Genomic DNA, 19,816 nt, shown 5'->3' with positions numbered 1-19,816 from the left:
TGATATAAGCATGGGGTGGAAAACGCGAGTGATCTCGCGGATCTGTGGGGAGATGTCACCGGAGTCGGGGCCGGCACGTGGTTGGCGGTCGCCGCCTGGGCAGCAGTGCTGCTGGGGCTGGCGGCGTTGATCTACGCGCATCGGCAGATTCGTCGACAACAGAGAGTCAACGCCAAGCAGGCTCGGCCGCACGTCGCGATGTTCATGGAGCCGCACTCCGCGGACTGGCATGTCATCGAACTGGTCGTCCGCAACTACGGCAGCACGGCCGCCTACGACGTGGGCTTCGCCTTTCCGAAACCCCCCACGGTGGCTCGATATGAGCATACCGAGGACGGGTTCACCGACATCGTGGAACTGACTCTGCCCCAAAGCATTCCCGAGCTCGCACCCGCGCAGGAGTGGCGCACGGTGTGGGATTCGGCGCTTGATCGCAGCCAGTTCGGCGAGTCGATCGACTCGCGATTCGAGGGTTTGGTCTCCTACCACGACCAGCCCGAGCCGCAGGGCTGGTGGGCCAGGACCTTCGGGCGCAAGCGAACGGTGTACCGCACCAAGGTGGCGCTGGACTGGGACACCCTGCAACCGGTGCACCGTGTCGAGATGATGACCGGACACGATCTGGCCCGGCGCGAGCGCGAGAAGCTCGAACTGTTGCGCAACATGCTCGACTACTTCCATTTCGCCACCAAGGAGACGCGCGTCGACGTCCTTCGCGAGGAGATCGCCCGGATGAAGCGCGCCGCCGAGGAAACTCAGAGCCGGTGGCGGCGGGAGAGGTTCGAGCAGCCCACCGAGGTCGTGCGCCTGCCCCGGCACGGGTAGGCGGGATTGCCTCTTGGCAATCGGAACTTCGTTACGTAACGTCGGTACGAAATTAGACGCTGCGACGAAGGAGCATCCATGAGCGGGTCGGTCAGTTATCGCAAAGATGACGCGGTCGCGGTGATCTCGTTGGACGACGGCAAGGTCAACGTGCTGAGTCCGGCCATGCTGAAGGAGATCAACGACGCTCTGGATCGCGCCGAGGCCGACAACGCCGGTGCGGTGGTGATCGCAGGCAATGACCGCGTCTTCAGCGGCGGCTTCGACCTGAAGGTGTTCCGCTCCGGCGACATCGACGCCTCTGTCGAGATGCTGCAAGGTGGGTTCAACCTGTCCCACCGGCTGCTGTCCTTCCCCAAGCCCGTCGTCGCGGCGATCACCGGCCACGCGATCGCCATGGGATCGTTCCTGGCGTGCAGCGTCGACCACCGAATTGCCGGTCCTACCTACAACTTTCAGGCCAACGAGGTGGCGATCGGGATGGTGCTGCCCTACCCCGCCCTGGAGATCATGCGGCTGCGGCTGACGCCGTCGGCTTACCAGCAGGCGGTCGGTCTGGCCAAGAACTTCCTGGGCGAGACCGCGTTGGCCGGCGGCTGGATCGACGAGATCGCGATGAACGAGCAGGTTTTGGCGCGCGCCGAGGAAGCCGCGCATGAGTTCACCGCACTGAATGCCAGTGCGCATCTGGCCAGCAAGCTGCGCGCCCGCCAGACCACCCTGGACGCGATGCGCGACGGTATCGACAACATCCGTTCCGAGTTCGGAATGTAGTAGTTCGTGCCCAGGGTCAAGCAGCGCACTCCCGAGCTGCGCGACCGTGTGGTCGACGTGGCGGTGAGCACGCTGTGCGAAGACGGGATGTCGGGTTTCACCACCCGCCGCGTCGCCGAGCGTGCCGGCACCTCCGTGCCCGCGGTCTACGAGTTGTTCTCCGACAAGGACGGACTGCTCCGGGCGGTGTTCTTCGAAGGTTTCCGCAGATTGGGCGGTGAGCTCGTCGCAATCCCCGAGACGACCGACGAACTAGGCGACCTCCGGGCGGTGATTCCGGTGTTCCGCCGGTTCTGCCTCGACTATCCGCCGCTGGCCCGGGTGATGTTCAGCAGGCCGTTCCAGGAGCTCGACCCCGATCCCGACCAACTGGCCACCGCGCCGACGGTGCGGGAGATTCTCGTCGGGAAAGTGCAGCGGTGCATCGACGCAGGCTTACTGGCGGGCGACGCGGTCGACATCTCCCACGTACTGCTCGCCCTGGCCCAGGGATTGGCCGTTCAAGAGGCCGGGCGCTGGCTGGGTACGTCGACATCGTCGGTCGATCGGCGTTGGGACGTCGGCGTGCAAGCGGTCCTCGCGGGCTTTCACGCCTGAGTCAGCCGGGAGGGGCTACGACTTTTTGCTGGGGATCACGATGATGACGATCAGCGTCAGGATCGAGAAGAACAGGCCAAGAATGCCCCAGCCGAACGGATTTCGCCCCTTGACGCCGGCGATGACGGCACAGACGACCGCGGCGATGATGCTGCCGATGGCCACGAAGATGCCTTTGATGCCGCGCAGGATGAACCCCGCCGCTTCGATGTTGTCGCTGGCCGCCAGCACGACGCTGTGCAACATTCGGGCCTCCTTTGTAGGTCGGCTCTGGTTTCCCATTCGAAGCCCGAACTAACCGCAGCGTCAGCGCAGGGTTGCTGCCAACCAGCTGTCAATGCGGTCGGCCACGGACTCCCAGCCGCGCTCGAGCATCATGTTGTGACCCATGCCGGCAAACATCACCGGCTCGGTGCGGTAGGCCCGCGCGGTTGCGGCGACTTCCTTGGGCGTGAAGAACCCGTCGAGCTCGGCGCCGAGCACCAGCACCGGAGCGTTGACGCGCCTGGGTCGGGCGAGGTGGCGGAAGAGCAGATCGCGGTACAGCACCCGGGCGCTTTCGGCGCTCAGCCGCGACGTGCACGCGTCGACGATCTCGTCGGGGGTGGCTGAATGATAGAAGGTTGCCCGTGAAACACCCTGCGCTGCAAAGAAATCTAATGGCCTACTGAAGGAACGCGTGCGCACCGACTGGCGCCGATGTCGCCACGCCACCCGCACAGTCGCGGGCGCGATACCCGTCGGCGGGGCCGACGCGACCAGCACCGCGGCCGGCGCATCGTGCACCGCCAGATACTTCTGCACCACGAATCCGCCCATCGAGTGACCGATGACCACCGGCGGCACCGGCAGGCGATCGGCGACGGTCTTCACATCCTGGACATAGTCGAGGACGCCACAGGAGTTGATCGGCACAGCCGACGGGCTGGCACCGTGACCCCGCAGGTTCAGCGCAAGAGCGTGATAGCCGCGCTCGGCGAAATAGTCGAGAAAGTGGTCGTCCCAGCACCAGGCCCCGTGAAAGGCCCCGTGCACGAACAACAGCGGTGTGGGCTGTGTGGCGGTGTCCCCGCCCCTGGCGATCACCTCGAGCACAGCCGCACCCTATCGACGCCGGCCGCTGTTTGGCGGACGAATGCGGCGGTAATAGATATTCGGTGATCTGGCTCCTGCAGCTGCCCGCACCGCTCGTCGGGTTCGTGGTGGTCATCATCACCGTCGGACTGGCCGTGTTGGGACTCGTGGTGAGCCGACGCATCCTTCCGCAGCGTCGGTTGGCACGATCGGGTTCGGTGGCCGGCCACGTGTTCGACCTGGCCGGGGTGCTCTACGCCGTGCTGGTTGCCTTCGTCGTCGTGGTGGTGTGGGAGCAGTTGAATCAGGCTGAGCGGGGCACCGAGGCCGAGGCGTCGGCGATCTCAGATCTGCTGCGCGATTCGACGGGCTTGCCGGTCGCCGACCGGGCCGAGATTCAGCGGAGCCTGATCGACTACACCAACGACGTCATCGACGACGAATTTCCCCGCATGCGACGCGGCGAGACCATCGAGCAGCAATCCGAGCACCTGACCGCGGTATGGAACAGCTTCCTGCACATCGAGCCGGCCAAGCAGAGCGAGATCGCGTTCTATCAGCAATCCATCGCCCGGCTCGACGAGCTGGGCAGCGCCCGCAAAACGCGAATCTCCGGCAGCCAGTCGGAGATTCCCGGCGAGTTGTGGGTGTTGCTGCTGGGCGGCGGCATGGTGATGCTGTTGTTCACCTACACCTTTCCCTCCTCCGACGTCGTGATCCACGGCGCGTTGATCGCGTTGGCCGGTTCCCTGCTCGCATTCGTTCTCTATCTGACGTTTGCGATGGAGCATCCGTTCGTGGGTTCCATCGCTGTCCAGCCGACGGCCTACGAGAACGTCCTGGACACCTGGTCTCAGCTAGCGGGGAAGTGACGCAGTTCGAGCCGGCTGGCCGAGTACCGTGCGGCGGGTGGGACGTGTCGACGGCAAGGTTGCGGTGATCACTGGTGCCGCTCGCGGGATGGGCGCGGCTCATGCCCGGCTTCTGGTCAGTGAGGGTGCCAAAGTGGTCCTCGGCGATGTGCTCGACGACGAAGGCGCGGCAGTGGCGGCTGCCCTCGGCCATGACGCCCGGTATATCCATCTCGACGTCTCCGATCCCGACGACTGGGCTGCGGCCGTGGCGCTGGCCCTGCGCGGGTTCGGCACCCTCAATGTGCTGGTGAACAATGCGGGCATCGTCTACCGGCGCACCCTGAAGAACCTGGAACGTGAACGCTGGCAACGAGTTATCGACGTCAACCTCACCGGGACCATGCTCGGCATGAAGTCCGTGATCGAGCCGATGACCGCTGCGGGCGGCGGTTCCATCATCAATATGTCGTCCATCCAGGCGATGCGCGGCACTCCGGGCAACCACGGCTACGTCGCTTCCAAATGGGCCATCCGCGGGCTGACCAAATCGGCCGCACTCGAGCTGGCGGCCAACAACATTCGGGTCAATTCGCTGCATCCCGGCATGATCCGCACCCCGATGACCGCACACATGCCCGACGATCTGGTCGCCGCCCCGATGGGTCGCCTCGGCGAGCCGGACGAGGTGTCGTCGTTCGTGTTGTTCCTCGCCAGCGATGAATCGTCCTACGCCACCGGCTCGGAGTTCGTGATGGACGGCGGACTGATCACCGACGTCCCGCACCGGATGTTCGACTAGTCAACCGACTGCGGCACAAACACATCGGTGGGGACCATGCGGTCCCCACCGATTTTGTGTCAAGCCTCTCCGGTCAGAATCCCGGGTGGTGCTGGTCGAGCTGGTTGTGTGCCGACAGGTCGGCGCTCGCCTGACTGTGCGCCGCCGCGCTGTCGTGGCTCGTGTCATACAGCGAGTGACTCGAGTAGTCGGTGCTCGCATGCGCCGACTGGTCGTACGTCGAGTGATCGGGCACCGGAGTCGCCGCGGCATGACTCGACGCGTCGAAGGCCGAATGCTGGTCGACCGTCGCCGAGGTGTGGCTGCTGTCAACCGAACTCGAGCCACCGGCGTTGGCACTGCCCTGCGTCGTGGTGATCACCGAACCGCCGTTGGATCCGGCCGCGACCTGTCCGCCGCCGGTGGCCGAACCACCGGTGTGGATGACGCTGCCCTGCGACGGGGTGGTCGCCGAGCCGTGAGTACCTGTCGACGCCGTCGCGCCGGCGCCGGTGTTGACCGTGCCGTGGCCGCCCAGGGCCGCGGTGTCGTGGCCCAGGATGTCGGCCTGACCGCCAAAGGCGTTCTGGAACGACGTGTTTCCGCCCGCCGACACGTGGTCGGCCGCTGCCGAGCCACTCGTCGCGCCGGCCGCCTGAACCGAATTGTGCAGATTCAGGCTCGTCGCCTCGTGGTTGAGGAAGTTCGAGCTCCCACCACCGGAGGCACTGGCCCCGGCGGCGATGCTCGACCCACCGCTGATCCCGGTCTGGCCGCCAGCGTGCGCGGCCGACGTCTCCGACGCCGCGACGTGGGTCTGGCCGCCGACCACTCCACCGAGGTTGGTCTGCCCACCGAACCCGGCGGCGACGTTGGTCTCGCCACCAAGTGCCGCGCCGTCGTTGTGTAGGAAGCTCGCCGCCGCGGTGTTGCTCGCCGCCACCTGAGCGCCAGCGGTCGCACCGCCAAGCGGACTGGTGAAAGCCGCGGCAGTGGTGCTGCTCGCCGCGGCATTGCCGGCTGCGGTCACACCAGCACCGCCGAGACCGATCGCTCCGCCACCGGCCGCAGCGGTCTGGCCGCCGATGCTTGCGCCGCCGAGCGGGCTGGAGAAGCCGACGTTGGACGTGCTGTTGAAGTTCGCATTCTCTTGAGCGCTGAGACCGGTGCCGACATTCGCCGAGCCGCCGGCGCCGCCACTGGCACTGGTGTTGGTGCTGCCGCTGAGGGTGGTGCGCCGGTCGGCGTCGACCTCGTTGGTGCCGATCACCCGAGCGCGGTCGTTGATCTGTGCACCACCGGCGAGCTGGCTGCCGCCGCCGGCGGCGAAGTTGCTGCCTGCGTTGACGCCGCCGCCGAACTGACCACCAACGTGACCACCAAAACCGGTCTGTCCGTGGACATTAGCGCCTCCGCCGAGACCGGCCCCGGCACCTGCGCCTGCCGCTGCGGCGCCACCGAGTTCCGCACCGCTCTGGAAGCCGCCACCGAGCTCAGCGCCACCGTTGAAGCCGGTGTTCACACCAAAGCCACTGTGCCCACCAAGCTCGGCACCACTCTGGAACCCGCCACCCAACTCAGCGCCACTCTCGAAACCGCCACCGAGCTCAGCACCACCGTTGAAGCCACCGCCGGCACCGAAACCCGTGCCCAGGCCGACGCCCGACTGGCCGCCAATCTCAGTGCCACCCTCAAAACCGCCACCCAGGCCGGCATTGACACCACCACCAAGCTCGGCGCCACCGTTGAAGCCGGTGTTCACACCGAAACCACTGTGCCCACCAAGCTCGGCACCACTCTGGAACCCGCCACCCAACTCAGCGCCACCGTTGAAGCCACCGCCAGCACCGAAACCGGTGCCCAGGCCGACGCCCGACTGCCCACCAATCTCAGTGCCACCCTCAAAACCGCCACCCAGGCCGGCATTGAAACCACCACCGAGCTCGGCGCCACCGTTGAAGCCACCGCCGGCACCGAAACCGGTGCCCAGGCCGACGCCCGACTGCCCACCGACCTCAGTGCCACCCTCAAAACCGCCACCCAGGCCGGCATTGAAACCACCACCGAGCTCAGCGCCACCCTCGAAACCACCGCCGGCACCGAAACCGGTCCCGAAACCGCTGCCCAGACCAACCCCAGTCTGGCCACCGATTTCGGAGCCGCCGCCAACCGCAGCGCCCAGGCCGGCGTTGAAGCCCGCCTCGACCTCGACGTTCAGTCCGGCTTGGAAGCCGGCACCAATTCCGGCGCCCAGCCCGGTCTGCAGACCTCCGCCGGTGTTGAATCCGCCGCCAAGCCCGGTACCGAGGCCGAGGCCGGTCTCCACACCGCCGCCGACTGCTCCGCCGAGGCCGAGGCCGGTCTCGACGCCACCGCCGAGCGCTGCACCGAGTCCGGCACCGAGGCTCTGGCCCAGGCCCACGCCAAGTCCGTCGCCGACAGCCGCAGCCAAGCTGGAGCCGCCGTCGACCCCAAGATTCAGCGCCTGGTCGGCGACCACACCGGCAGCCGCACCGGGGGCTGACAGGAGCCCTTCGACCGGCGCGAAGCCGAACTGGTTCGACACGGCCTGAGCCAGGCCGGAAACCGGGTCGCCGCCGACGAGCTGAAGGCCGGGGACTGCCGACGCAGCGACCGACTGAATCTGCTCGGGGCTGACGTTGGCCAGCCCCGCGTTCGCCAGCGCCGCATTCGGGTCAGCCACGAATGTCTGTGCCGCCGACTCGTTGTTGAACAGGTCAAGGATGAATTGAAGCAGGGAGTCCATTGGACGTTCCTTCCTAGTCTTCTTGGAAAGCTCGATCGCCGGCCCCGCCCGGTGATTACTAGCCACGGTATGGAGATGACGCGCACCCCGAAATGGGGCGCGGTCCCCTACCCGATACGGGGTGTACCGGGATATCCCAGCAACCCCCATTAGGGGGTTAGGGGATCACTAGGGTGTCCGCCGCGACGTCGCAGAACACTGTCAGTCGGATCGGTATAAATACTGTTCAAGCCACCAATCATCAGCAAGTGCCGAATGTGAACTGAGGCACAACCGTTACCGATTTATTGACAGTCAGGTAATTATCAGCAAATGGCAAACGGGTAAATCGCCACGTGAGAGGCGGTGTAGGCGGATACAGATACTCCCCACACCCGGGGCGTCCCGGGTGCCCACAGATGCGATCCGTTATGCCGCGTGATGCGGGTGGCTGGGGTGTTCGTCCAGCCAACGACGCTCAACGCGCACTACCCGGTGATGCTCGGCCATGATCAGCAGCGCTCCGACAATCAGCAGCCCCGCCGCGATCGAACCCAGCACCAGCAGCAGCTCATGATGGTTGTAGGCCAACGCCGCGATGACACCTACCAGTCCCACCACGCCGAGCGCGACGAGTAGTAATCCGGGGAGCCACAGCGTGTCGATGAACGATTCGCCGGCATGCGGTTGTGTTGTGCGGGAGTGATCCACCGGATCGCGATATGCACCCTTCATCGCGTCTCCCTTCTCGAGACGCCTCCCAGAATACGCTGGATGTGACTCACGACACACCTGAGCTAGCCCTGATAAATACCTGATATTTACCTAAGTGACAGATACCCTCGTCACTAGTCGATCTCTCGGGGGGAATCGCATGTGTGGGCTGGTTTACGTGGTTGGACCTGGCTCCCGTTTTGCCGCGGTCGCCGTCGCAGTGATCGCCGCCATCGGATTGCTGGCCGCGCCGAACACGGTCGCCCGGCCACATAACCCACCACGCCAGGCATTCTCGGTAGACCTGCAAGCCGCCTTCGTTGACCTGACCCCCTCCGCCGCGCCAACTGCCGCGAAGACTCTCTCGCCTGAAGCGACGTCCAATGGCATCAAGGCGATCGCACTAGCGACCCTGTGGTACCTGGCCTTCCCGGTCACCGTGCCGGTCAGCTTCTTGCTCGCGGGATGGCTGGGTGTGTACGCATTGGGAAGCGACGCCCGGAACCCGAAAGTCGCCGATCCATGGCTGGTGAAAGCGGCGCTCGACATATTCGTCTACGCCCCGTTGAACTTCATCTCCTACGCCGTCACCAGCCCTGTCTCACAGCGAAATACCGCAGCAACCGTCGCCGAGTTCCGCGCACATGGCCAGCGACGCCACGTCGCCCACGGGGTCGCGAGCTCGCCGAGAACAGCCATCCCAAACGGCATACCCGACCCGGCGCTGACGCCTCATGGGTCCAAGTCGAGCAGATCCGCGGTAGCCAGCAAGATGCACCCCCAAGCCGCCCGATCAGGCCGGCCCATGATGAAGGAACGATGACATGACTGAATCGATTACCAACAGCGCCAATACCTTTCGGCTCGCCGCAGCTGGCATATCGACGGTCGTCGCGGTCAGCCTGGTGTCCGCGCCGCTCGCACAGGACGTTGCAGCCCCGCGTCACCCGCACGCCATACAGCTGTCGACGATCGCGGTTGATCTGACCGCTGCGGCACACACCACCGCAAACAGCGCGACATCCGACCGCAGTGCGGCGGCGATTCCGCAACTGAACTTTGCGCCACCGACTCCGCAGCAGGTGGTGGCGACTATCGGCGTGGTCGCTGTCGCATCGGCTTGGTATGCAACGTTCCCGATTACGTTGCCGCTGAGCGTCGGCATCGGGGTGTTGTTGAACGTGTTGGTCAAGGGCGTCAGCATGCAGCCGATCACACTCGACCCCGTTTTCATTCTCGAATCGAGCCTCGCGAGCTTCCTACTCGCGCCCTACTTTCTGGCATCCCCACTGATTGCGTTGACCGCAACGCCGAAACCGACGTCCGCTTCGGTGCAGTCGAATTCCACTCCCGCGTCCCGAACCGTGCTCCCTAGCCTTCCCGCCAGGAGTGGCGTGGCAGGATCAGGACGCACGAGAGCGAGTTCATCTGCCGCTCAGAAGGCATCGTCGCATCGCACGGCAAAGCACACGTCGAAGGCCACCGGCAAGAAGCAGGCAGGAACCGCAGGCTCCGCCCGCTCGACGAGCAAGAGAACTCACCGATGAGAATCACTGCTATCGCCGCAGCCGCAATCATCTCCGCCGGCCTGGTGGCGGCTCCCCACACGACCGACATCACGGCCCCCTACCTTCCGCCCGCAAATCAGACTCGAACCCTCGACGTCGATCTCACCGCTGTGGCGGTCACTACGAACACCGAAGTCACACCACCTCGAAGGAGCACACCGGCGTCCGCCCACGCCAACGTCACAGGGCAACAACTGCAGGGCGCGGTGACCTTGATTGCCGCTACCGCTGCGCTCGCTGCCTTAACTCCGGTGTGGTACGCGGCCTTTCCCGTGACGATTCCGGCGAGCATCGGCGTCGCAGTGCTCTTCGACGCAGCGGTGCACATCCTCGGCGGGAGACTCAATCAACCGGAAGCTCTGACAGTGCTTGGGCTGGGCGTCGCCGGATGGGCGGTCGGCCCGATCTACCTGGTGAGCCAGGCCGCGGCGGTAACCGGCAAGTACCTCAGTTCGCTCGCCTCGCCAAGCGCGACACCGACGACAGCAGCATCATCCAGAATCCTGCGATCGACGAGCCAAAGCCACCCAGCCAAGCGAGGTTTCGCTGGCTCACGACGCAACGCCGGCATGACTGCTGCCGCCAAACCGGCACCGTCGTCGCACCGAATCGCTACAGCACCGCGCACCAGCGAACAGAAAACCAGAACGACAGCCGGCTCGGCCCGGAGCGGCAAGAAGCCCTGAAGCCCTACGGCTTCGGCGTCAGCGCACTGCCTTTCAACCATTCGCCCCACGGCAGCGACCAGTCACCGTTCTGCCAGATCTCCAGCTTCGGGCCGCCGGTGTTCTTGACCTCCACCACGTCACCGGGCTGCGAGAAATTGAAGAACCACGAGGCGTTCGAACCGTTGAGATTCAGGCAGCCGTGCGACACGTTGGTATTGCCCTGCGCCCACGTCGTGTCGTTCAGCTGATGTAGATAGATGCCGTCGGTGCTGATCCGGGTGGCGTACGGGATCTTCACCTTGTAACCCATCGACGAGGCCACCGGCAGACCGTAGGTCGACGAGTCCATCGTCACCGATTCGGCTTTGTCGATCACGGTGTACACCCCGGGTGGCGTCCAGAACGAAAACGTCCGTCCCGCAATGGTTTGGTAGCCGCCCTGCCCCATCGACGTGGGCATCGACCGGACGAGTTTGCCGTTATCGAACACACTGACCGTCTTGGTGGTGTCGTCGGCGATGGAGACGTGCGCATCGCCGATGGTGAAGGTGGCCTTCTCGTTTTCCTCGCCGTACATCCCGTCGCCAACGCGCACCCCGAAGATGTTGGCGGCCACTGACACGGTGGTGCCCGGCGCGTAGTACTTGGCCGGGCGCCAGTGGGCGGTTCTGTCGTCGACCCAATACCAGGATCCCTGCACCGGCGGGTTCGTGGTCACCACCAGGTTGCGTTCCGCGGCCGCCTTGTCGGAGATGTCTTCATCGAAGCGGGCGGCGATGATCGTGCCGATGCCGTAGCGGATGTCGTCGTGGATCGGCAGCCCACCCGGCGTCTCGAGGTACACGTGGGTGAGGTAGTCGGGTGATGCGGTGGAGAACTTGGTCGTTCGCGCCAGCGGCAGACCGCTGGCACCTTGGCTGGCGACCTGCATCGTGTAGGTGCGCCCGTACTTGAGCGGCTGGGCCGGCTGCCATGACGTCCCGTCCGGCGACAGTGCGCCCGCCAGCGTGTTGCCGTAGTCATCGACCAGCGAGACGTTGGTCAAGCTGCCGCCAATCACCTGGGCGGAGACTCGGCTCAGCGGGCTCAGGTCGGTTGAGCCGTTCGCCGGCGAGATGCCGAGCATCGGTGGCTTCGGCGGCGCGGGCGGCAACTGCACCTGGGCGGTTGCGGTGGCGGTCTTGCACACGCCCTGGCACCCCGGCAGCCCGGCGACGTCACTCACCAGCACCGCGAGAAGCAACACCCCCACCACCAGGCCGGCCGTGCGAGCGGGACGGGAAAAGACCACCGAAAATCACTCCAGAACAGGTCGACGATGAGTTGCCGGCGTCACCTTTGACGCCTGAGATCATAGACGTCCGCAGGCCCGGATCGTCATCCGAAGAACGCCGACTCGGCGACCACCTGCAGCAAACATCCATTCATTAGCGAAATTTAATTCTCCCGATACCAACTCAGTGCAGTGCGCTGCCTTTGACCCACTCGCTCCATGGCACTGTCCAGTCGCCGTTCTGCGTCAGCTGCAGGGGCGGTCCACCGGTGTTCTTCACTTCCACCACGTCCCCGGGCACGGAGAAGTCGTAGAACCAGGCGGCGTTCTCCCCGCTGAGGTTCAGGCAGCCGTGCGAGGTGTCGGTGTTGCCCTGCGCCCATACGGTCGCGTTCAGCTGATGCAGGTAGATGCCGTCCGGGCTGATGCGAGTGGCGTACGGGATGGTTTCGCGATAGCCCAGCCGCGAGTTGATGGGCAGCCCATAGGTGGACGAGTCCATGATCACCGGGTTGGCCTTGTCCATCACGGTGTAGACACCGGGCGGCGTCCAGAACGACAGGGTCTGCCCGGCGATCGTCTCGGTGCCGCCGCGACCCATGGAGGTCGGCATGGTGCGCACCAGCTTGCCGTTGTCGAACACGCTGACCTGCTTGGTGGTGTCGTCGGCGACGGAGACGTGCGCATCGCCGATGGTGAATGTCGCGGTGGAATCCTGTTCGCCGTAGAGCCCGTCGCCGAGCGGCACCCCGTAAATGTTGGCCCGCACTGTCACCGAAGTGCCTGGGGCGTAATACTTTTCGGGGCGCCAATGCGCGGTCTGGTCATCCATCCAATACCAGGATCCGCGCACCGGCGGGTTGGCGGTGACCGACAGGTGCTGCTCAGCGGCGGCCCGGTTGCTGATGGGCTCGCCGAAGTGCGCGACGACGACGGTGCCGATCCCCAGCCGGGCGCCGTCGATCGGCTGCCAGCCCGCCGCGGTGAACGACACCTGGGTCTGATCGCTGGGCACCAGCGTCTGGAACGTCGACGACATCGTGGACGGCACACCTCCGGGGCCACGGGCCTCGACGGTGAGGGTGTACGAACGTCCGTAGCCCAGGGGCACGGTCGGCTTCCAGGTCTTGAAGTCCGGAGTGACGACACCCGGGATCGACTTGTCGGCGTCATTGACCATCGTGACGTGGGTCAGCATGCCGGTGTTGGCGACCACGGTGATCCCGCCCAGCGGGTCGACGTCGGTGGCGCCGTCGGCCGGGGTGAGGGTGACGGCGGCCGGGTCCTTCGACGGCGCAGGCTGTGGCGTGAGGGCGGCGGCCTCAGTGCGGCAGTGCTCGGGGCAGTGCGGCGCGGAGGTGACGACGACGCCACCCAGCACGGCAAGCACCGCCAGAACCACGCCGAGGCAGGCTCCACGGGCACGACGACTCACGGTCAACTTGTTTGCTCCATGCGAAATTTCACGAGGTTGGCCACTGTTGGCGGGATACCCAAATCAGCCGGGCCCCGCAAGCATAGACGCACTGGGAGCGCTTCACGTTCGGGCAAAGGCGCGTGCCGCGTCACAACATGGACAAGACTCGAGCACATGACCGAACCCGGCGCTGCACGTGTTGCGGTGTACCTCGACTTCGACAACATCGTCATCTCCCGCTACGACCAGGTCAACGGCCGCAACTCTTTTCAGCGCGATAAGGCCAAGGGTTTGGAGACCGCCAAGCTGGCTCGGGCCCGTGTCGATGTGGGGGCGATCCTGGACTTCGCGTCGTCGTTCGGGACGGTGGTTTTGACGCGCGCGTATGCCGACTGGTCCGCCGACGTCAACGCCGAATACCAGCAGCAGCTGGTGGGCCGGGCGGTGGACTTGGTGCAGCTGTTCCCGGCCGCGGCCTATGGAAAGAACGCCGCCGATATTCGGCTGGCTGTCGACGCCGTCGAAGACATGTTCCGGCTGCCCGACCTCACGCACGTGGTGATCGTCGCCGGCGATTCCGACTACATCCCGCTCGCGCAGCGCTGCAAGCGGCTGGGCCGCTATGTGGTCGGCATCGGCGTGGCCGGTTCGTCGAGCCGGGCGCTCGCGGCGGCCTGCGACGATTTCGTCATCTACGACTCGCTGCCCGGCGTCCCGGAAGTCGAGCCGACGGCGACCGAGGAGCCACCGAAGCGAACCCGGCGCGCGAAGTCGGTCGACAACGACAAGGAGTCGCCCGATCCGCAGACCGCGGCGACCGCGCTGTTGCAGCGGGCGTTGCAGATCGGTCTGGGCAAAGACGACGCCGACTGGCTGCACAACTCTGCGGTCAAGGCTCAGATGAAGCGGATGGACCCGTCGTTCTCGGAGAAGTCGTTGGGATTCAAGTCGTTCAGCGACTTTCTCCGATCCCGCACCGACGTCGTGGAGCTCGACGAAAGCTCCACCACCCGCATGGTCAAACTGCGTTAGCGGCGGGGACGACGCGCCAGCAGCCAGGCCTGGCCGTCGCCCTCCCCCGCAGCCAACGGCTGCAATCCGGCGAATGCCTCCCGAAGCTCACCGGCGCGGGCGCGGAACGGTCCCGGCTCGGCGCCGACCTCGCTGAGCACACTGATCGCCAGCAGACCGTCCGCCGCCAGTCGGTCGCTGATCGGCGAATACAGGGCCGGATCGCGAAACCGATGGCACAGGATCATCGCGGCCGGCGGGCCCGGGGTAAGTCCGTCGTCGAGATCGGCGACCGAGAACGTGCAGCGGTCGCCGACTCCGTGGCTGCTAGCCAGGTCCTGCGCTTGCTCGATCGCCACGGCCGAGACGTCCACAGCCTGTACCGTCAGCCCGCGCTCAGCCAGCCACACGGACGCCTGCCCGAATCCGCAGGCCAGCTCCAGCGCGTGGCCCGCGGTTGGGACCTCGTCGGCGTACGGCGCGAACACCTCGGGCAGACACGGCGGCCCGGCTGTCCGGTCCGCATATTTGCCGTCCCAGCGGGGACCGTCGGCCTCGGCCACGCCGACCACGGTAGTCGGCAAAACGCCCTCGCAGAGCGATGATTGAGATCAGGCTGAATGGGTACACCGCGTCGGATCCCTACCCACGCACTGAGGACGGAACGCCTGTGACTGACACACCCCGTACAACGTCTCCCTCATCGCAGTGGCTGTCGAAGTCCGCGTCCCAGACCCGCGGGTCGGACAAGAAGGAAGTGCAGTTCCACTACGACATTTCCAACGACTTCTTCAAGCTGTGGCAGGACCCCACCCAGACGTACAGCTGTGCCTACTTCGAGCGCGACGACATGTCCCTCGAAGAAGCCCAGATGGCCAAGGTCGACCTTTCTCTGGGCAAGCTCGGGCTGGAACCGGGCATGACGCTGCTGGACATCGGTTGCGGCTGGGGCTCGACGATTCAGCGCGCCGTGGAGAAGTACGACGTGAACGTCATCGGCCTCACGCTGTCGGAGAACCAGAAGATGCACATCGAGCAGAACCGGTTCCCGAACATCGACACCGGCCGCAGCATGGAGGTCCGGCTGCAGCCGTGGGAGGAGTTCGACGGCAAGGTCGACCGGATCGTCTCGATCGGCGCCTTCGAGCACTTCGGCTTCAACAAGTACGACGACTACTTCAAGAAGACCTTCAGCTGGATGCCCGACGACGGCGTGATGCTGCTACACACGATCATCATTCCGGAGGACGAGGAGATCAAAGCCAAGAAGCTCCCGCTGACGATGTCGCGGGTGCGCTTCATCAAATTCATCATGGATGAGATCTATCCCGGCGGCCGGTTGCCGCTCGCCTCGATGGTCCGTCAGCACGCAGTCACGGCCGGCTACAACGTGACCCGCGAGCAGCACCTGCAGGCGCACTACGCCCGCACCCTGGACACCTGGGCCGCGAACTTGGAGGCCAAGAAGGACGAGGCGGTCGCGATCACCTCAGAAGAGATCTACGAGCGCTTCGACAAGTACCTGACCGGGTGTGCGGATCTGTTCCGCAACGGATACACCGACATATGCCAGTTCACGTGTGAAAAGGCAATCGGTTAGCCTTTTTTCATAGTTGGCGTCGTGACGGCGTATACATCTCAAGAAGAGGGGGTCGGCCGACGATGACGGAAAGTGGTTCAGGTTCAACGCAGCTGCGCCCGGCCTACGAGGATGTCCAGGCGCACTACGATCTCTCGAACGACTTCTTTGCGCTCTTCCAGGATCCGACGCGCACATACAGCTGCGCGTACTTCGAGCGTGAGGACACGTCACTCGAAGATGCACAGCTCGCGAAAATCGATCTGGCGCTGGACAAGTTGGGCCTGCAGCCCGGAATGACCTTGCTGGACGTCGGCTGCGGCTGGGGTTCGGTGATGAAGCGCGCAGCGCAAAGATTCGACGTGAACACCCTCGGTTTGACGTTGAGCAGAAATCAACGCGCACTGGGCCAAGAGGTGCTGGATGCTGTCGAGACCAAGCGGTCTCGGCAAATTCAGCTGCGCGGCTGGGAAGAGTTCGACGAGCCGGTCGATCGGATCGTCAGTATCGAAGCGTTCGAAGCGTTTCCGAAGGATCGCTACGCCGCGTTCTTCGACACCTGCCACCGCGTGATGCCCGACGACGGTCGAATGGTGTTGCAGACGATCATGGGCCACCCGCTGAAACGCTGGCCGGAGCTCGGCATCCCGATCGTGATGTCGGATCTGAAGTTCATGCGGTTCATCTCCAAGGAGATCTTCCCGGGCGGGGCGGTGCCCTGCGACGAGGACGTCGTCGAATTCTCGGAGAAGGCCGGCTTCGCGGTCGAAGAGCTTCAGTATCTGACGCCGCACTACGTGCGCACCCTCGACATCTGGTCGGAGCGGCTGGAAGCCGCCCGTGATCGGGCGATCGAGGTGACGTCGGTCGAGGTGTACGACCGCTACATGCGCTACCTCGTCGGCTGCTCGGACTTCTTCCGCCGGGGTGTGTCGGAGGTCGGGCAGTTCACCTTGGTCAAACGCTGATCAGGCGGCACCGAACGCCAGGACCACGTTGTAGCCGCCCATGCCCATCGTGGTGCTGACGGCATAGCGGTAGTCGGCCCGGCGCGGCCGGTCGACCACCACGTCGAGGTCGATCTCGGGATCGAGGTCCTTCAGGTTGCGGGTGGCCGGCACGACACCGTCGCGCAGCGCTTGCACGGTGAGAACCGCCTCGATCGCACCGGCTGAGCCCAGCGAGTGGCCGAGCGCCGCCTTGGGCGCGTAGACCGCGGGCATGTGGCCGCCGAACGCGTGCCGGATCGCGCGGGCCTCGGCGAGGTCGCCGAACGTCGTTCCGGTGGCGTGGGCGTTGACATGGTCGATGTCAGATGGCTGAAGTCCGGCCAGGTCGATCGCGTGGGCGATGGCGGAAGCGGCCGTCTCGCCGGTCGGGTCCGGCTGGAGGAGGTCGTAGGCATCGGAGTTCGTCGAGGCACCCAGGAGCCGAGCCAGGATCGGTGCACCGCGGGCCTTGGCGTGCTCCTCGGTTTCGATCAGCAACATGGCGGCACCTTCCCCGAGCACCATCCCATCGCGGTGCCGGTCGAAGGGGCGGCACGCGCCGGCCGGGTCGTCGTTGTTGGTGGACAGCAGGCCCAGCTCATGGAAGGCCGCCACCGGCACCGCCTCGACCTGGGTTTCGACGGCGCCGCAGATCGCGATGTCGGCCTCCCCCAACACGATGTGCCGCCAGGCCTGCGCGATCGCGCCCGCACCGGATGCATCGCCCATCAACGGCGCAATCACACCGGCTCTGGCTTTGCGTTCCAGCCCCACCGCGGCGGCAGGCGCGTTGGGCATGTGCATCTGGACCGCCAGCGGTGACATCGCCCGCAGACCGCGGGCGTGCCAGTCGACGGCGCCCTCCGCGATTTCTTCGGTGTTCGCCAGGGCCGTACCGATCGAGACCAGCAGCCGACTGGTGTCAACCTCGGGTGAGCCGGCAGCCGCCCAGAGCCTGCGGCCCACCACCGTCGACATCTTGCCCAGATAGGACAGCCGACGAAGCTCGACCCGGTTGAGGTGTTTGTCGAAGTCTTCGCGCAGCGTCCCGCCGATTCGCACCGGCGACTCGTATTCGTGGATGAACCACTTGTCGAGTTGGCGAATTCCGCTGCCGCCCTCGAGCAATTGCTGCCAGGTTTCTTCGGCGTCCGGCGCCAGAGCAGTGGTCGACGCCACTGCCGTGACCACCACATCGGCGAGTCCGTCGCCGGTCCGCAACACTGTCATAACCGCTGACCCCTTCGGTCGCGTCCAGGTGACGCGAGGGATACCCGCTACTCCGGGAATATATACCGGCGTCAAGCTGATATGCTTGCAACAACGTTGGCAGCTCGAAACGGCCGCCAGCACGTCGTGGAACACCTTCACTTCACCGGCTCAACCGCTCTGCGGAAGCCGAGTTCAGCTGATCAGTGCCACCAAGCACACAGTCTCGCGGCGATCGATTTTGCCCTCCGGCAATCTCGCCATGTATCGATGCCCGAAAGGCTTCATGAATCCCGAATTGACGTTCGCCGATCTCGGCGTGCGCCCCTCATTGGTGCGCGCACTGTCCGACGGCGGCATCACCCATCCCTTCCCGATCCAGGTCTCGACCCTGCCGGACACTCTGGCCGGCCGCGACGTGCTCGGTCGGGGCAAGACCGGCAGCGGTAAGACGCTGGCGTTCTCCATTCCGCTGGTCAGCCGGCTGGCTGACACCACCCGACGGTCGTCGCGACCCTCGGGCCTGGTCCTGGCGCCGACCCGTGAGCTGGCCACCCAGATCACCGCGACGCTGCAACCGCTGGCCGAGGCCTGCGGTCTGCGGGTCACCACCATCTTCGGCGGCGTTCCGCAGAACAAGCAGGTCAAGGCACTGCAGGCCGGCGTCGACATCGTGGTCGCCTGCCCGGGTCGTCTGGAAGACCTGATGCGCCAGCGCCTGATCACGCTCGACGCGGTCGAGATCACCGTGATCGACGAGGCCGACCACATGGCCGACCTGGGCTTCCTGCCCGGCGTCACCCGAATCCTCGCTGCCACCCCGGCCGGCGGACAGCGCCTGCTGTTCTCGGCGACCCTGGACAACGGCGTCGACAAGCTGGTGGCCCGGTTCCTGCGCGACCAGGTGTCGCACGCGGTCGATTCGGACACGTCGCCGGTCGACGCGATGACCCACCACGTGTTCCACGTGGCCGGCGTCGACGCCAAGAAGGACTTGGTGCACGCCCTGGCCTCGGGCACCGGACGCCGAATCCTGTTCTTGCGCACCAAGCATCACGCTCGCAAGTTGGCCAAGCAGCTCACCCAGGCCGGTATTCCGTCAGTTGATCTGCACGGCAACCTTTCTCAGCCAGCCCGCGATCGCAACCTGGCGGCGTTTGCCGCCGGGACGGCCCGGGTTCTGGTCGCGACCGACATCGCTGCGCGCGGTGTCCACGTCGACGACGTCGAGTTGGTCGTCCATATCGACCCGCCCGCCGAACACAAGGCATACCTGCATCGCTCAGGTCGTACCGCGCGAGCGGGACGCACCGGCGACGTGGTCACCGTGGTGCTGCCCGAGCAGCGCCGCGACACCCAGGCGCTGCTGCGCAAAGCTGGTATCAAGGCCACCCCGCAACAGGTTTCGGCAGATTCCGAGCCCGTGCAGGCGTTGGTCGGCGAGGTCGCCGCTTACCAGGCTCCGCCGCCCGCGCCGGCTCCTGCTGCGCCTCGCCGCACTTCCACACCGGGCCGCGGCCGTGGTGGCCAGTCTCGCGGCGGCCAGTCGGGCCAGTCTCGCGGCGGCCAGTCTCGTGGTGGCCAGTCCGGCAGCAACCAAGCTCACGGTGGGGGCCAGCCCGGCCGCCGTCGTGCCCGTCGGCCGCGCTCAGCGGTTGGCACCAACTAGATTTCGTTCCGGCGGGCCCGCCGGAGCGAGCAAGGGATGCCTCCGGCATCCATCTGAATGAGAGAAGAAGA

At 65.6% G+C, this 19,816-nt stretch carries 21 protein-coding genes and 1 pseudogene; 13 read left to right on the top strand and 9 right to left on the bottom strand.

Annotated features, from left to right (window positions below; genetic code table 11):
- Positions 1-15 precede the first annotated feature (15 nt).
- The 3 genes from AB4879_RS21995 to AB4879_RS21985 all read left to right on the top strand — a co-directional run bounded on the left by AB4879_RS21995 (position 16) and on the right by AB4879_RS21985 (position 2,196).
- Entirely contained in the window at positions 16-825 is an 810-nt protein-coding gene (locus AB4879_RS21995; RefSeq protein WP_370509273.1) for a hypothetical protein, read from the top strand.
- 78 nt (positions 826-903) lie between these two features.
- A complete protein-coding gene (locus tag AB4879_RS21990) occupies positions 904-1,599 on the top strand; it encodes a crotonase/enoyl-CoA hydratase family protein (RefSeq protein ID WP_370509272.1) in 696 nt (231 codons plus the stop codon).
- A gap of 6 nt (positions 1,600-1,605) precedes the next feature.
- Positions 1,606-2,196, top strand: a complete 591-nt coding sequence (locus tag AB4879_RS21985; protein ID WP_102807054.1) for a TetR/AcrR family transcriptional regulator — start codon at positions 1,606-1,608, stop codon at positions 2,194-2,196.
- Positions 2,197-2,211: 15 nt separating this feature from the next.
- Here the strand turns inward: AB4879_RS21985 and AB4879_RS21980 are convergent, their stop codons facing one another.
- Positions 2,212-2,442, bottom strand: coding sequence for a deoxyribodipyrimidine photolyase (locus AB4879_RS21980; protein WP_102807053.1), 231 nt, complete (start codon positions 2,440-2,442; stop codon positions 2,212-2,214).
- A gap of 60 nt (positions 2,443-2,502) precedes the next feature.
- On the bottom strand, positions 2,503-3,291 hold the full coding sequence (locus AB4879_RS21975) for an alpha/beta hydrolase (RefSeq protein WP_370509271.1): 789 nt from the start codon (positions 3,289-3,291) through the stop codon (positions 2,503-2,505).
- 62 nt (positions 3,292-3,353) lie between these two features.
- Here AB4879_RS21975 and AB4879_RS21970 point away from each other — a divergent pair, with 62 nt between their 5' ends.
- On the top strand, positions 3,354-4,142 hold the full coding sequence (locus AB4879_RS21970; RefSeq protein WP_102807051.1) for a DUF4239 domain-containing protein: 789 nt from the start codon (positions 3,354-3,356) through the stop codon (positions 4,140-4,142).
- Between the two features lie 37 nt (positions 4,143-4,179).
- On the top strand, positions 4,180-4,923 hold the full coding sequence (locus tag AB4879_RS21965) for a glucose 1-dehydrogenase (RefSeq protein WP_370509270.1): 744 nt from the start codon (positions 4,180-4,182) through the stop codon (positions 4,921-4,923).
- Between the two features lie 73 nt (positions 4,924-4,996).
- On the opposite strand, the gene AB4879_RS21960 is transcribed toward AB4879_RS21965, so the two are convergent.
- Positions 4,997-6,424: a hypothetical protein gene (locus AB4879_RS21960; RefSeq protein WP_370509568.1), complete on the bottom strand. Its 1,428-nt coding sequence runs from the start codon at positions 6,422-6,424 to the stop codon at positions 4,997-4,999.
- A 12-nt stretch (positions 6,425-6,436) separates the two neighbouring features.
- Between AB4879_RS21960 and AB4879_RS21955 the strand changes: the two genes are divergently transcribed.
- Positions 6,437-7,426, top strand: coding sequence for a hypothetical protein (locus AB4879_RS21955; RefSeq protein WP_370509567.1), 990 nt, complete (start codon positions 6,437-6,439; stop codon positions 7,424-7,426).
- A 102-nt stretch (positions 7,427-7,528) separates the two neighbouring features.
- Here AB4879_RS21955 and AB4879_RS21950 read toward each other — a convergent pair.
- Together AB4879_RS21950 and usfY are read right to left on the bottom strand one after the other, a co-directional pair.
- Positions 7,529-7,669: pseudogene (locus tag AB4879_RS21950) on the bottom strand (IniB N-terminal domain-containing protein); the annotation flags it as partial.
- A 408-nt stretch (positions 7,670-8,077) separates the two neighbouring features.
- A complete protein-coding gene (usfY, locus tag AB4879_RS21945) occupies positions 8,078-8,383 on the bottom strand; it encodes a protein UsfY (protein ID WP_370509269.1) in 306 nt (101 codons plus the stop codon).
- 199 nt (positions 8,384-8,582) lie between these two features.
- Between usfY and AB4879_RS21940 the strand changes: the two genes are divergently transcribed.
- The 3 genes from AB4879_RS21940 to AB4879_RS21930 are packed head-to-tail and all read left to right on the top strand — an operon-like array spanning position 8,583 to position 10,616.
- On the top strand, positions 8,583-9,185 hold the full coding sequence (locus AB4879_RS21940; RefSeq protein WP_370509268.1) for a hypothetical protein: 603 nt from the start codon (positions 8,583-8,585) through the stop codon (positions 9,183-9,185).
- Position 9,186: 1 nt separating this feature from the next.
- Positions 9,187-9,909: a hypothetical protein gene (locus AB4879_RS21935; RefSeq protein WP_370509267.1), complete on the top strand. Its 723-nt coding sequence runs from the start codon at positions 9,187-9,189 to the stop codon at positions 9,907-9,909.
- Positions 9,906-10,616 carry a hypothetical protein gene (locus tag AB4879_RS21930; protein ID WP_370509266.1) on the top strand — a complete coding sequence of 237 codons (711 nt, stop codon included), beginning with the start codon at positions 9,906-9,908 and terminating at the stop codon, positions 10,614-10,616. The genes AB4879_RS21935 and AB4879_RS21930 overlap by 4 nt, the downstream gene beginning before the upstream one ends.
- 4 nt (positions 10,617-10,620) lie before the next feature.
- Here the strand turns inward: AB4879_RS21930 and AB4879_RS21925 are convergent, their stop codons facing one another.
- Entirely contained in the window at positions 10,621-11,889 is a 1,269-nt protein-coding gene (locus AB4879_RS21925; RefSeq protein ID WP_370509265.1) for an Ig-like domain-containing protein, read from the bottom strand.
- Between the two features lie 166 nt (positions 11,890-12,055).
- Entirely contained in the window at positions 12,056-13,306 is a 1,251-nt protein-coding gene (locus AB4879_RS21920; protein WP_370509264.1) for an Ig-like domain-containing protein, read from the bottom strand.
- A 156-nt stretch (positions 13,307-13,462) separates the two neighbouring features.
- Between AB4879_RS21920 and AB4879_RS21915 the strand changes: the two genes are divergently transcribed.
- On the top strand, positions 13,463-14,320 hold the full coding sequence (locus tag AB4879_RS21915; RefSeq protein ID WP_370509263.1) for an NYN domain-containing protein: 858 nt from the start codon (positions 13,463-13,465) through the stop codon (positions 14,318-14,320).
- Here the strand turns inward: AB4879_RS21915 and AB4879_RS21910 are convergent.
- Complete coding sequence (locus AB4879_RS21910; RefSeq protein WP_370509262.1) at positions 14,317-14,862, bottom strand: class I SAM-dependent methyltransferase; 546 nt, start codon at positions 14,860-14,862, stop codon at positions 14,317-14,319. The two genes, AB4879_RS21915 and AB4879_RS21910, sit on opposite strands and share 4 nt — an antisense overlap.
- Positions 14,863-14,969: 107 nt before the next feature.
- Between AB4879_RS21910 and AB4879_RS21905 the strand changes: the two genes are divergently transcribed.
- Both AB4879_RS21905 and AB4879_RS21900 read left to right on the top strand, forming a co-directional pair.
- Positions 14,970-15,899, top strand: coding sequence for a cyclopropane mycolic acid synthase family methyltransferase (locus AB4879_RS21905; RefSeq protein ID WP_370509261.1), 930 nt, complete (start codon positions 14,970-14,972; stop codon positions 15,897-15,899).
- A gap of 62 nt (positions 15,900-15,961) precedes the next feature.
- The gene (locus tag AB4879_RS21900; RefSeq protein ID WP_158249006.1) at positions 15,962-16,846 is read left to right on the top strand and encodes a cyclopropane mycolic acid synthase family methyltransferase; all 885 of its coding nucleotides are present in this window, start codon (positions 15,962-15,964) and stop codon (positions 16,844-16,846) included.
- Here AB4879_RS21900 and AB4879_RS21895 read toward each other — a convergent pair whose 3' ends face one another.
- Positions 16,847-18,097: a KasA/KasB family beta-ketoacyl-ACP synthase gene (locus tag AB4879_RS21895; RefSeq protein WP_370509260.1), complete on the bottom strand. Its 1,251-nt coding sequence runs from the start codon at positions 18,095-18,097 to the stop codon at positions 16,847-16,849. It lies immediately after the preceding gene.
- Between the two features lie 265 nt (positions 18,098-18,362).
- Between AB4879_RS21895 and AB4879_RS21890 the strand changes: the two genes are divergently transcribed.
- On the top strand, positions 18,363-19,745 hold the full coding sequence (locus AB4879_RS21890) for a DEAD/DEAH box helicase (protein WP_370509259.1): 1,383 nt from the start codon (positions 18,363-18,365) through the stop codon (positions 19,743-19,745).
- Positions 19,746-19,816: the final 71 nt, after the last annotated feature.

The organism is Mycobacterium sp. SA01, from assembly GCF_041287105.1.
In the GTDB taxonomy this organism is placed as follows: Bacteria; Actinomycetota; Actinomycetes; order Mycobacteriales; family Mycobacteriaceae; genus Mycobacterium.
This window is presented reverse-complemented; position numbering and strand designations above follow the sequence as displayed.

Bases quoted from the DNA above. Each gene is read 5' to 3' on its own strand.
- AB4879_RS21990 (WP_370509272.1), top strand. From the start codon at position 904: ATGAGCGGGTCGGTCAGTTATCGCAAAGATGACGCGGTCGCGGTGATC.
- AB4879_RS21980 (WP_102807053.1), bottom strand. From the start codon at position 2,442: ATGTTGCACAGCGTCGTGCTGGCGGCCAGCGACAACATCGAAGCGGCG.
- usfY (WP_370509269.1), bottom strand. From the start codon at position 8,383: ATGAAGGGTGCATATCGCGATCCGGTGGATCACTCCCGCACAACACAA.
- AB4879_RS21935 (WP_370509267.1), top strand. From the start codon at position 9,187: ATGACTGAATCGATTACCAACAGCGCCAATACCTTTCGGCTCGCCGCA.
- AB4879_RS21930 (WP_370509266.1), top strand. From the start codon at position 9,906: ATGAGAATCACTGCTATCGCCGCAGCCGCAATCATCTCCGCCGGCCTG.
- AB4879_RS21915 (WP_370509263.1), top strand. From the start codon at position 13,463: ATGACCGAACCCGGCGCTGCACGTGTTGCGGTGTACCTCGACTTCGAC.
- AB4879_RS21900 (WP_158249006.1), top strand. From the start codon at position 15,962: ATGACGGAAAGTGGTTCAGGTTCAACGCAGCTGCGCCCGGCCTACGAG.
- AB4879_RS21895 (WP_370509260.1), bottom strand. From the start codon at position 18,097: ATGACAGTGTTGCGGACCGGCGACGGACTCGCCGATGTGGTGGTCACG.
- AB4879_RS21890 (WP_370509259.1), top strand. From the start codon at position 18,363: ATGAATCCCGAATTGACGTTCGCCGATCTCGGCGTGCGCCCCTCATTG.